The organism is Bradyrhizobium diazoefficiens, assembly GCF_016616885.1.
GTDB lineage: Bacteria > Pseudomonadota > Alphaproteobacteria > Rhizobiales > Xanthobacteraceae > Bradyrhizobium > Bradyrhizobium diazoefficiens_F.
Genome location: NZ_CP067102.1, coordinates 3,775,318 through 3,787,199, shown reverse-complemented (window position 1 = coordinate 3,787,199; position 11,882 = coordinate 3,775,318). Strand labels below are relative to the sequence as shown.

General features: G+C 63.1%; 10 protein-coding genes. 5 read left to right on the top strand and 5 right to left on the bottom strand.

From position 1 onward, the window contains the following. Nucleotides 1-97: 97 nt before the first annotated feature. On the top strand, nt 98-667 hold the full coding sequence (locus JJC00_RS38170; protein WP_246774243.1) for a hypothetical protein: 570 nt from the start codon (nt 98-100) through the stop codon (nt 665-667). A 299-nt stretch (nt 668-966) separates the two neighbouring features. On the opposite strand, the gene JJC00_RS17445 is transcribed toward JJC00_RS38170, so the two are convergent. Further along, entirely contained in the window at nt 967-1,866 is a 900-nt protein-coding gene (locus JJC00_RS17445) for a LysR family transcriptional regulator (RefSeq protein ID WP_200473720.1), read from the bottom strand. A 79-nt stretch (nt 1,867-1,945) separates the two neighbouring features. Between JJC00_RS17445 and JJC00_RS17440 the strand changes: the two genes are divergently transcribed. The 4 genes from JJC00_RS17440 (at nt 1,946) to JJC00_RS38165 (ending at nt 7,542) form a co-directional block, all read left to right on the top strand. Next, nucleotides 1,946-2,551: a hypothetical protein gene (locus JJC00_RS17440; protein ID WP_246774245.1), complete on the top strand. Its 606-nt coding sequence runs from the start codon at nt 1,946-1,948 to the stop codon at nt 2,549-2,551. A 4-nt stretch (nt 2,552-2,555) separates the two neighbouring features. Further along, nucleotides 2,556-3,746 carry an efflux RND transporter periplasmic adaptor subunit gene (locus JJC00_RS17435; protein ID WP_246774244.1) on the top strand — a complete coding sequence of 397 codons (1,191 nt, stop codon included), beginning with the start codon at nt 2,556-2,558 and terminating at the stop codon, nt 3,744-3,746. Then, nucleotides 3,743-6,862 (top strand): efflux RND transporter permease subunit, encoded by a 3,120-nt coding sequence (locus JJC00_RS17430; protein WP_200473719.1) that lies wholly within the window; start codon nt 3,743-3,745, stop codon nt 6,860-6,862. Before JJC00_RS17435 ends, JJC00_RS17430 begins: the two co-directional genes overlap by 4 nt. Nucleotides 6,863-6,972: 110 nt before the next feature. Continuing rightward, nucleotides 6,973-7,542 carry a hypothetical protein gene (locus JJC00_RS38165; RefSeq protein ID WP_246774243.1) on the top strand — a complete coding sequence of 190 codons (570 nt, stop codon included), beginning with the start codon at nt 6,973-6,975 and terminating at the stop codon, nt 7,540-7,542. A 978-nt stretch (nt 7,543-8,520) separates the two neighbouring features. Here JJC00_RS38165 and JJC00_RS17420 read toward each other — a convergent pair. From JJC00_RS17420 to JJC00_RS17405, 4 genes are all read right to left on the bottom strand, one after another. Then, complete coding sequence (locus JJC00_RS17420) at nt 8,521-8,751, bottom strand: hypothetical protein (RefSeq protein WP_246774242.1); 231 nt, start codon at nt 8,749-8,751, stop codon at nt 8,521-8,523. A gap of 62 nt (nt 8,752-8,813) precedes the next feature. Continuing rightward, nucleotides 8,814-9,281 carry a hypothetical protein gene (locus JJC00_RS17415; RefSeq protein ID WP_200473717.1) on the bottom strand — a complete coding sequence of 156 codons (468 nt, stop codon included), beginning with the start codon at nt 9,279-9,281 and terminating at the stop codon, nt 8,814-8,816. Then, nucleotides 9,265-10,182: a DUF2950 domain-containing protein gene (locus tag JJC00_RS17410; protein ID WP_200473716.1), complete on the bottom strand. Its 918-nt coding sequence runs from the start codon at nt 10,180-10,182 to the stop codon at nt 9,265-9,267. Before JJC00_RS17410 ends, JJC00_RS17415 begins: the two co-directional genes overlap by 17 nt. Beyond that, nucleotides 10,179-11,852: a DUF3300 domain-containing protein gene (locus tag JJC00_RS17405; protein ID WP_200474143.1), complete on the bottom strand. Its 1,674-nt coding sequence runs from the start codon at nt 11,850-11,852 to the stop codon at nt 10,179-10,181. The genes JJC00_RS17410 and JJC00_RS17405 overlap by 4 nt, the downstream gene beginning before the upstream one ends. Between the last annotated feature and the right edge of the window lie 30 nt (nt 11,853-11,882).

The window sequence follows — 11,882 nt, the reverse complement described above, 5'->3', positions numbered from 1 at the left end:
GGATGGCGCGAGGGCTCGGGATGACGCGCCATCGACCCGCATGAGCATCGTTCCGGAGCTCTCGGCCACTTTCTGGATCAACTGGCTACTCGCGGCCATGGCGGGCGAGATCGCGGGCCATGCACTCAATCAGATCTACCTTCATCGCTCGGGAAGAGTGATCGTCGCCCTCATGCTGTGCTTCCTTGCGACGTCGATATTGCAGGGAGCGAGCCGTCGGCTTCCGCGGATGATGTTCTGGTCCGCCGCATTCTTGCTAAGTCTGTTGGGTGCGGTGCTGGCGGAGACAACCGATATCTCGATGGGAGTCGGTGACAGCGGCGCGATTCTGCTCATCGCCATCCTGCTCATCTTCTCCTTCGTGATCTGCTATCGCCTCACGGGAAAACTGCCGGGTCCTGCGGATGGCTCCGATGTCCGCGGCTTCTTCTGGGCCACGGCAATGCTGGCCCAAACAGGCGCCAGCGCATGCGCAGACTGGATCATCGACCCCGGCGGGCCGTCGGAGCGCTTGGCGATCGCCGTGATCGCGCTTGGCATCGCAGCGACCGTCGGGCTCCATTCATGTACGCGCATGCCGCGTTCGACGGTGTTTTGGCCGGCTTTCGTCCTGTCGGGGACCGTGGCCGCGCTCGCAGGACACCTCGTTCTCAAATCAATCGGATGATGCACGCAAAGGGGCTCAATGCGCTGCCACGATACGAGAGCAACGCTCGGACACGCGATCAGACATGCAGATCGGCGGACCAGCATCCGGCACGCCGCACGGGATCGCGAAAAATGTTTCGTACCAATGACTTATTGGGTTTGGTGCGCTCGGAGGGCGGTTGCATTTATTGCGGTTTCAATGGCTTAGCGATATGGGTGAAACGATTGGGTGCATTTCAGGACCACGAGAGCCGTTCAAGGCGGAGGACCCAAACCGGCACGAGATCGGACCTGCTTCCCGCCAGATGCATCCGCACCTCATAAGGTGGTGGCGGCTCCGATAATTGTACTACGCAACCATCGGTGGGCGGGGACATCGTCAAAGCGCCGATGCCAGCTCATCACGCTGTGCAGAACTGGGGCTTCGAATGGCAGCTCCCTGATCTCGATCGGATAGGCGCGGCGGAACTCCAGCGCCAGCTTGCGTCCGAGGATCGCGACCAGGTTCGATTGCACCAGAACCGCCCCTGCGGAGAGATAGGGCACGTCAGAGGCGACAAAGCGGGCGTTCTTCCTTGCTTTGAAGAACGCATCCATAAACTCCAAATTCTCCCCGCTTGAGCTGATTCCCAGATGCCCCAGTTCGGCAAGCACCCCCGCCGTCAACCGCTTTCGAAGCGTCGGATGGCCGCTCCGGAGCACGGCCACGAAGCGATCTTCGATGAGCTGTTGCGAGGCGAACCGTTCACCATCGATGACCCGCCCCGACAATGTAAGATCGAGCTCGCCGCGGTCCAATCGATCCGCGAGATTCAGGGTCCCGCTGGGCACGAGTGACAGTCGCACGCTCGGTGCTTGCGCGCGCACCGCGGCCAAGATCGGCCCCACCGCGACCACGGCTGCATAGTTGTTCACCGCGATCGTGAACCGCCGGTCCGCCGTGGAGGGGTCGAAGGTGTCACCCTCGACCGCGAGCTGCAGCTCGTTGAGTGCCTTGCGAACGGGAAGCGCCAGCTGCTCGGCTCTGGGGGTCGGGCTCATTCCCGCGGGTGTGCGGATGAACAGCTTGTCCTTCAACGCATGGCGCAGCCGGTTGAGCGCGTGACTGACGGCCGGCTGGCTGATGGCGAGGCTGTCTGCGGCGCGAACCACGCTGCGCTCCCGCAGCACCGCGTCGAACACCAGGAGCAGATTGAGATCGAGGTTGCGGAGTCTCATGGGCTTCGATGCACAACGTGAATTTGGGAATTAAGTCAATTCATTTGAATAATAGACCCGCGATGCCCAATCTCAAGCCATGTCAATACGCTTGCCCTACGGGATCGCCGCGCGACCGGCACGCACCACCGTAAAGGTCACCGTCGCAGTCATTGCCGGGCCGGACCCCTCGCTGGTCGCGACGCCTGAGGAGCTACGCCGCTGGCGCCGTCTGACGCCACTCGCTTCGTGGTCCATCGTTTCCGTCCGCGGTGCCCTTCCCGGTAAAGACTTGCCCGATGAGATTTTGCACGGCGTTGCCGCTGAGCTGGCGCGGCAAGACCTGGAGGCACACCAGTTGATCCTGCTTGCAGAGGGCAAGACGGCGCGCGCCGCGCTCGAGCTGGTGCTGCGGGGAGCCATCGACTGTGCCGGCCTCCTCGCGATTGCCGTTCCTTGTACGGCGCTGTCGTTTCGCACCGTCCGCGCCGCAGCTGCTATCCGGCTCGTGGTGCGGTGTCAGGATCGCGAGGACTCACCGGCTGATCTCATCACCGCGCTCCACGCCGCAGATATCGACGCGCGGATCATCGGGTTCGATTCGGCCGCAGCGAACGGCGCACGAGCCGCGGCGAGCGCAGCCGAAACCTTCGTGCTGGAGCTGGTCGCCAATGCCAGCCGCCAAAGCCGTCATCATGGAGTGTGAAGCGATGCCGTCCAGAAAGACTCTTCTCCTCGCCGGCACGGTCCTCCTGATCGGGCTCGGAATCGGCGGGTATTTCCTGCACGCCCCCGCACCAAGCCATGCAGCTGAGCCCAAGGCGACATCCACGGCCGCGCCGCCCGTTCCGGTGACGGCTGCGCATGCGCACAAGGGCGACGTGCCCATCGTGCTCGAAGGGCTCGGCACCGTGACGCCCATCAACACAGCGACCATCCACACCCAGGTCCAGGGGACGCTCGACAGCGTCGATTTCGTCGAGGGGCAGGACGTGAAACGCGGCGATGTGCTGGCGAAAATCGATCCGCGCGTGTTCGAGGCGCAGGTCGACCAGGCGGAGGCCGCCCTCGCTCGCGATCAGGCGGGCTTGAAGAACTCGCAAGTCAACCTGGCGCGGACGCAACCACTTGCCGCGCGCGGATTTGCGACCCAGCAGTTGCTGGATACCCAGAACTCCCAGGTCGCGCAGAGCCAAGGCACGGTCGCACTCGACAAGGCGGCGCTGGAGGCTGCGCAAACCCAGTTGAGCTACACCACGATCACCGCGCCCTTCGACGGGATCACCGGCATCCGTCACATCGATCCCGGCAATATCGTGCATCCAACCGACACAACCGGGCTTGTGATCCTGACGCAACTCCAGCCGATCTCGATCATCTTCACCCTGCCCTCGACCGACATTCCCGACGTGCAGAAAGCGATCGCCTCCGGTGAGGCGTCAGTCGACGCCTATGACGCGGCCAACACGCACAGGCTCGACCATGGCAGCCTGATGCTGATCGACAATCAGGTGGACGCATCCACCGGCACGGTGCGGCTGAAGGCATCCTTTCCGAACGAAAAGAAGAACCTCTGGCCGGGATCGTTCGTCAATATCCATCTCACCGTCGCGCTCCGCCATGACGCCGTAACCGTGCCGTTGACGGCTGTTCAGCAGGGACCAAGCGGCACCTTCGTCTACGTCGTCGATGCGAACCATGTCGTGAGCGCGCGTGAGATCAAGGCCGGCCAGTCGCGCGAAGACAAAGCGCTGATCGACCAGGGCCTGTCCGGAGACGAAACCGTTGTCACGGCCGGTCAGTACCGGCTGACGCCCGGGACACCGGTCGACGTCGTACCCGACAATCGCAAGGACTCGGTTCAGAACGCCACCACTGCAAGCGCAGGCATGCTGCCATGAGCATCTCCCAAGGCTTCATTCGCAAACCCGTCGCGACCGCCTTCCTCGCGATCGGCATCACGCTGATCGGCCTGATTGCCTTCTTCCGGTTGCCCGTTTCGGCCCTGCCGACGGTGGACACACCAACGATCCAGGTCACTGCGCAGCTGCCCGGCGCCGATCCGCAAACCATGGGCTCGTCGGTCGCCACGCCATTGGAGCGCCAGTTCGGGCAGATCGCGGGCCTGACCGCCATGACCTCGTCGAGCGGCTTCGGCAACACCGAGATCACCCTGCAGTTTGCGCTGAGCCGCAGCACCGACGCGGCCGCGCAGGATGTGCAGGCCGCGATCAATGCGGCGGCCGGGCAATTGCCGAAAACCATGCCGTCGCCGCCGATCTTCCGGAAGGTCAATCCAGCCGACGTGCCGGTGCTCCTGATCGCATTGACGTCGGACACCGAGCCGCTGACCAAGGTCGACGATTATGCTGACAGCATCCTGGCGCAAAAACTGTCGCAGGTGCCGGGTGTGTCATTGGTCACGATCGGCGGCATGCAAAAGCCCTCGATCCGTGTCCAGGTCAATCCGGCAAAGCTTGCAGGGGCCGGCATCGATCTCGAGCAATTGCGCTCGACACTCGGCAACGTCACCGTCAACCAGCCCAAGGGCGTCCTCTACGGCAATGAACAGGCCTACACGCTCGCGACCAATGACCAGGTGCTGAACGCCAAAGGCTATGACGATCTGATCATTGCCTATCGGAACGGCGCGCCGGTGCGGCTGCGCGACATCGGTCATGCCGAAGTCGCGGCGGAGGATGTGACGCTGCACGGCTGGTACAACGACAAGCCGTCGGTGGTCCTCGCCATTCAGCGCCAGCCGGGCGCCAACGTGATCGGCACGGTAGACGGCATCAAGAAGCTGCTGCCGCAGCTGGTCGCGGGCCTGCCCTCGGATATCAAGGTCACGATCGCATCGGACCGTACGCAGACGATCCGCGCCAGCGTTGCCGACGTGCAGTTCACGCTGCTTCTCACCATCGCACTCGTGGTCGGCGTCATCTTCCTGTTCCTCCGCAATTTCTGGGCGACCGTCATTCCCGCGATTTCGGTGCCGATCTCGCTGATCGTCACGTTCGGCGTGATGTATCTCTTGAACTACAGCCTCGACAATCTGTCGCTGATGGGGCTTTCGATCGCGGTCGGCTTCGTCGTCGACGATGCCATCGTCATGATCGAGAACATATCCCGGCATATCGAAGAGGGACTGTCGCCGCTGCAGGCCGCGCTGAAGGGCGCGGGCGAGATCGGGTTCACCATCATATCGATTTCGGTGTCGCTGGTTGCGGTGTTCATTCCCCTGCTCCTGATGGGTGGCGTGATCGGACGGATGTTCCAGGAGTTCGCGGTCACCGTGTGCGTTGCGATCGCCGTCTCCGTCATCGTGTCGGTGACCTTGACGCCGATGATGTGCGCTTACCTGCTTTCCAGCCACGGCGCAGGTACAGGCGTGGTATCGCGGACGCTGGAGCGCGGGTTCGTGGCGATCCAGCGCGGCTACGAAGCTCTTCTGTCCGTTGCGTTGCGGTTCAAGCTCGCGACGCTGACGGTCATGCTTGCGAGCGTCGTGGCAACGGGCGTGCTGTTCGTAGGCATTCCGAAAGGGTTCTTTCCCCAGCAGGACACCGGCATGATCACCGGCATCACGGAAGCCTCGGCCGACGTCTCACCGGCGCAGATGGCGGAGCTGCAGCGGGGCGTGATCGACGTGATTGCGAAGGACCCTTCGGTCGCCAACGCCACGGGTTATATCGGCCCCGGGGGACCTACCGTGACCGAGAATAACGGCCGCCTGTTCGTGCTGTTGAAGCCGCGGAACGAGCGCCAGTTCAGCGCCGACGAGGTGATCCGGCAGCTCGATGCCAAACTCGCCAAACTCCAGGGGATCGCCGTGTTCATGCAGGCGACGCAGGACATCAATCTTGCCAGCCGCCTGTCCAAGACCCAGTACCAGTTCACGCTCACGGATGTGAACCAGGACGAGCTGAACAGCTGGGCCAGCAAGCTGTTCGAGAAACTGAAAAAGCGGCCGGAACTCGCCGACGTCGCCAGCGACCAGGCCAATGCCGCGCGTCAGCTCAAGCTCAAGATCGACCGCGATGCCGCCTCCCGCCTCGGCATCGATCCGGCGGCGGTGGACAATACGCTGTACGATGCGTTCGGCCAGCGTCACGTCGCCCAGCTCTTCACCACATTGAACACCTACTACGTGATCCTCGAAGTCGATCCATCGTTCCAGTCCGGCCCCTATGCGCTCAATCGCATTTACGTCCGCTCGTCGAACGGATCGGTGGCACCGCTCAGCCAGTTCACGACCATCGAATATGGCTCGGCGGCACTGGCGGTGAACCATCAGAACCAGTTTCCGTCGGTCACGCTGAGCTTCAATCTGTCGCCCGGCACGGCTGTCGGCACGGCGGTCGCCGCCGTGCAGCAGGAAACGGCCGCATTGCATATGCCGTCGACCATCGCGACGAGCTTCCAGGGCAACGCCCAGGCTTTCCAGTCCGCGCTCGCCTCCACGCCCGTCCTGATCCTGGCTGCGATTGTCGCGGTCTATCTGATCCTCGGCATGCTCTATGAAAGCACGATCCATCCTGTCACGATCCTGTCGACGCTACCGTCCGCCGGGCTCGGTGCGCTCATGACGCTCTGGACTTTCGGCTTCGGGCTCGACGTCATCGGGCTGATCGGGATCATTCTCCTGATCGGCCTCGTGCAAAAGAACGGCATCATGCTGATCGATTTCGCGCTCGAGGCCGAGCGCCACAGGGGACTTTCGGCCGAACAGTCCGCGTTGGAGGCCTGCAAGGTCAGATTCCGTCCGATCCTGATGACGACCATGTGCGCGATGCTCGGAGGCGTGCCGCTGATGATCGGCACCGGGACCGGATCGGAATTGAGGCAACCGCTCGGCTTCGCGATCGTCGGCGGCCTGATCGTCTCGCAGCTATTGACGCTGTTCACGACGCCGGTGGTCTACATCTACCTCCAGAACGTCAGCGACTGGTTCGCACGTAAACGCAACACGCATAGCGCTCCCCTTCCGGCCGTCAAACCGGAGCTTGCAGAATGAACAGCAAGACTAGGGATGGCGCGAGGGCTCGGGATGACGCGCCATCGACCCGCATGAGCATCGTTCCGGAGCTCTCGGCCACTTTCTGGATCAACTGGCTACTCGCGGCCATGGCGGGCGAGATCGCGGGCCATGCACTCAATCAGATCTACCTTCATCGCTCGGGAAGAGTGATCGTCGCCCTCATGCTGTGCTTCCTTGCGACGTCGATATTGCAGGGAGCGAGCCGTCGGCTTCCGCGGATGATGTTCTGGTCCGCCGCATTCTTGCTAAGTCTGTTGGGTGCGGTGCTGGCGGAGACAACCGATATCTCGATGGGAGTCGGTGACAGCGGCGCGATTCTGCTCATCGCCATCCTGCTCATCTTCTCCTTCGTGATCTGCTATCGCCTCACGGGAAAACTGCCGGGTCCTGCGGATGGCTCCGATGTCCGCGGCTTCTTCTGGGCCACGGCAATGCTGGCCCAAACAGGCGCCAGCGCATGCGCAGACTGGATCATCGACCCCGGCGGGCCGTCGGAGCGCTTGGCGATCGCCGTGATCGCGCTTGGCATCGCAGCGACCGTCGGGCTCCATTCATGTACGCGCATGCCGCGTTCGACGGTGTTTTGGCCGGCTTTCGTCCTGTCGGGGACCGTGGCCGCGCTCGCAGGACACCTCGTTCTCAAATCAATCGGATGATGCACGCAAAGGGGCTCAATGCGCTGCCACGATACGAGAGCAACGCTCGGACACGCGATCAGACATGCAGATCGGCGGACCAGCATCCGGCACGCCGCACGGGATCGCGAAAAATGTTTCGTACCAATGACTTATTGGGTTTGGTGCGCTCGGAGGGCGATCGCATTTATCGCGATATCAATGGGTTGGCACGATCCCCTTAAGGCATAAGGTGCATTGCGAAGCCAAAAGTACCTTTGAGCGCGTGCAATCGGCGCCGGGGAAACGGTTCGTGACGTACGTCTCCTCTCACCCTCATCCTCAACCGCGGAGAAACAGCCCGTCCGCCATAGCCAGGACTGCTGCGATTGCGGCAGCGATCGCCGCCCATGCACTCCAGCGACTTTGTTCGTAAACCAGTCGCAGTACGGCTTTTGGATCATCCAGGCCACTCCCCAAACCACGCCTGGCGATCGGATTTCTCAGCCTTACGCGGGCGGATGTCAGCCACAACAATGCAGCGGCCGCTGCCGATATCTCAGACAATATTTCCAGTGCCTGCTTCATGGCCAGCCTGACATCGGAGCGTCGGTTCACCGCCGTCCGACACGGTCAGCGGGCCCGCCACGATTCATCGGCGTACCAGGCCGGACCACTGCACGCGCGATCGGTCGCGGTCTCAGCACGACGCCCGCCCGGGCAACGCAGCTTGGGGGATAATCAACGTACTGGCAGTACACGACGGCTTTTGCCGGCCCGCCGCCAATCAGCACGCTCGCCACGGCGAGCGACAGAGTGAATGCCAAACTCGCGCAGATCGACCGAATTTTGGAGCACTGAAGGAAATTCACGACGACCCTCCCCACTTTGATGGCTGTCAATCGGACAGTCGAGCTATGGGCATGGAGCCTTCGTGCGACATTGATTTGGATCAACGCCGGCCGTGCCTGGAAATAGGGAAGCAGTCGAGCCTCGCGTAGGGAGTGGAAAGAGCTCGACTTACCTGACCCCAAGCAGCGAGCGTCGGAAGCCGCTGGCGCGGGCTTCTTTCTGACAAACGAAACCGCCCGTGCTGCCCTGCCCGTAGTGCCGCTGTCGCTTGAGGTAATAAATCTCGTTGCGAAAGTCGATCCAAACAACGGTGTCGCCAGGACAATGACGCTGCGCCTGCGCCTCGTAGCGGAATGGCGTGAGCGGCAGCGCGGTGGCGGCGGGCGCGGCCACGACCATCCCCAGAAGCAAGGGCGCCCAGAATCGAGGGCGAGGACATTTTGCGGCCATCGATCATCTCGCTACTTCAGTGAAATCGTGATTGCGCTGATGTTGGCGGCGAATTCCAGGCCGGCCTTGGGTCCCTGCAGCACCATCGTGACGCCTTTCTCGTTGCGCAGATGGACGCCGTTCAGGCCGCCAACCAGCGCAGCACCACCACCGACGGAACTGTAGGAGCCGGCGAAGTCGGAGACGTCGCGGATGCCTGACGCCCGGCCCTCGAGGCGCCCGATGGTCGCGCCGGCCGTGATGCCGAGGCTGATGCCGGACAGGCGGAAGGGATAGGTGCGACCGCGATAGGTCAGGACGCCGCGGCCCACGCCACCGCCCACGAGCAGGCCCGCCTTCACGATCTTCAATCGGACGTCGCCAGAGGCTTGCGCCAGGGATGGCGTCACCGGAACAGTCAAGGCGAGCAGCGCAACCGCCGCAAGTCGATTGACGAACCAACGCAGCGCGGTTCGCCGGCGCTCACGGTTTCGCTGCATCGACTTTCTTCCAGGTCTGGTCCGGATCGAACAACGTGGTGCGCTGGGCAATGAACGCGGTCCGTTTTCCAAGATCCTTCTGGTAGACGGTGCCGGCATGATTGACCAGGAAGGTCATCACGCCGGAATTGCCGTATTCGGCCGGCCAGGCGATCAGCGCAAAGCCGCCGATCATCTTACCCTTCACGACATAGCTGAGCGCGCCACCGGGCGCGTCCGCCCCCTGTCCTTTCAGGATGCGGAAAAAGTAGCCGTGATACGGCGTCACGCCACCCTCACCGGTCTTGTAGCCTTCAGCCGAGGCCTCCGCCGCCAGCGCGCCGAGCGGACTTGGGTCGGCGTCGTCGCGCCAGAACAGCCCATCCTTCTTGCCGGGCGTCGAGACGATGCGCTGCGCGTAGACGCCCGCGCCTTCGCCGCGATCCTTGTCGGCATATTCGTTCTGGGCATCGACATAAGCGAGCGCAGTCTGGATCGCGTCGAGCTCATTGCGCCCAATGCGACGATAGAGAACCTCGATGCGCCCTTCGTCGGTGTCGAATTCCCAACCGCTCTTGGTGTTGACAAGTGGAATCGGGAACGGGAAGTCGTCCGGCCCCAGCATGAGCGTGGCCTTCTTGTTGCCCTCCGCCTTGATCGCATGCTTGGTATCGTACATGGAGCTGAAGCGCTGACGGATGTCGGCGTCGGCGACCTCGTCACCGGAAGAGACAATATCGTCGGCAGCCTTGCCAAGGATCTTCAGAATATCCTTCGGGCCGCTCGTGACCGCGGCGGCAAGCGCTGCGGCTGCATCCTCCGGCGTGGAAAAGGACTGCTGCGCCCGTGACGCCGAACTCAGAAGCGCCAGCGCCATAATTGCCGGCATTGCGGCACGTTGAAGCGACCTCAGACTGATCATGGCGTCACCTCTGCGGGGATTCTTGCGCCGCCCGCGAGCCAATCGCTGTAGGTGCGGAATTTGAGGCCGAGCTTCTCATAGTAGACTCGCAGGTAACCGTCGCTGCCGCAGGTCACAGCCTCCGGCTTCACGCTCTCGACTTCCTGCGCCATCACCCCGACATAAGCCTTGTTGCTGCCGAGGTAGCTGAAGCGGTAATAGCCGATCCCACTGGCGAGATGGCCGAGCAGCACAATGTCGTGCTTCAGCGCGATGTCCGAGCGTCGGCCACCGCCGCCGCCTCCGCGGCCTCCTCCGCCACCACCACGGAAGCCACCTCCGCCAGCAGACATGCCGCCACCACGCCCGCCGGAGAAGCCTGCGCCACCACCGCCGCCGCCGCGCGGCATGCTCGCCATGCTCGACCGCCCGCGCGCGGATGCTGCAGAAGCGGCCCGGCCCGACGACACGTTCATGGCGCCGCCTCGGTTGCCGCCGCCGCGATTGGCCGCAGCGGCACGATTGCCTGTGCCGGCGCCACCGCGGTTGGCGGTCTTCGCGCGATCGCCGCCACCTTTGGCACGATCTCCGCCGCCCTTGGCTCGATCGCCGCCACGGTTCGCACTGCCCTTGGCGCGGTCCGCAGCACCCGCGCGGTCGCCGGCAGGCGTGTCACGCGTGCCCGCGCGATCGCCTGCTCCACCGCGATCTCCCGCACGGTCGCCCGCGCCCTGATTCGGACGCAGCACTTGTTGTCCATCTCGACCACGGAAATCCATGCGATCCGCCGCGCCGGCCTTCAGGTTATTGTTGCCAAAGCGTTGCTGGACGTTGGTGTTGTTGTAGCGCACGCCCTGGCGATGCGCCGGATTGTGCTGCCAGCCATTTCCGATGTTGGTGGTGCGATGGTTGACATAGACGTTGCGGTTGCCCCAGTTGCAGCCGCCGCCCCAGTAATTGCCCCAGCGCCCGATGGCCCAGGCCGTGCCGAAGGTGAGGCCGGCTGCGACCACGCCGGCGCCGATATAGGACGGGTAGCCAAAATAGTACGGAGGATAGTCGGTATAGGGCCAGGCGCCGTAGACGGTCGCCGGCTCGTAATAGGGCACATACATCGTCCCGGGCTCGGCCGGCTCGATGACGACCACCTGCTTATTCTCCTGCGTCTGAACGCTCACCTTCTGCTGCTTCGTCGTTACCAGCTTCTTGTTGTCATAGGCCTTGGTGCGCAGGCGCTGGATTGCGTCCATCACGTCCGGCTGCTGGGCCAGGAAAGTATCGCCCAGTTTCTGGGTCCATTCGAGCTTGTCGCTCATCATGGTCAGAACCTCTGGCGTGCTCGCCAGCGCCTTGACGCTGTCGTCCCAGGATTGCTTGTCGACCTCCGTCCTCAGCGCGTCGCCTTTCAACTTCTTGCGCTCCTTCAGCCAGCGGTCGGCCTGCACGACCTCCAGCGGATAAGTCGAGGCCGCCAGCACGTTGGCGAGGAGCTCATCGGGATAAAGCGCGATTGGCGCCACCAGCGCCTCGATTTGCTCAGGCTTCAGCAGTTCCGCGGTTGGCGCGGGCTGACTTGCCGACAGCGCTTGCGGCACGGGTGTTGGCGCGCTGTCCGCTGTTTGAGCCAAGGAAGGCTCCCCAAATGCCAATAGCAGCACGAGCGGAACCAGGATCTTGCCGCCATGACGCATCATGTCCTCCATCGAACCTATCGCAGCAAG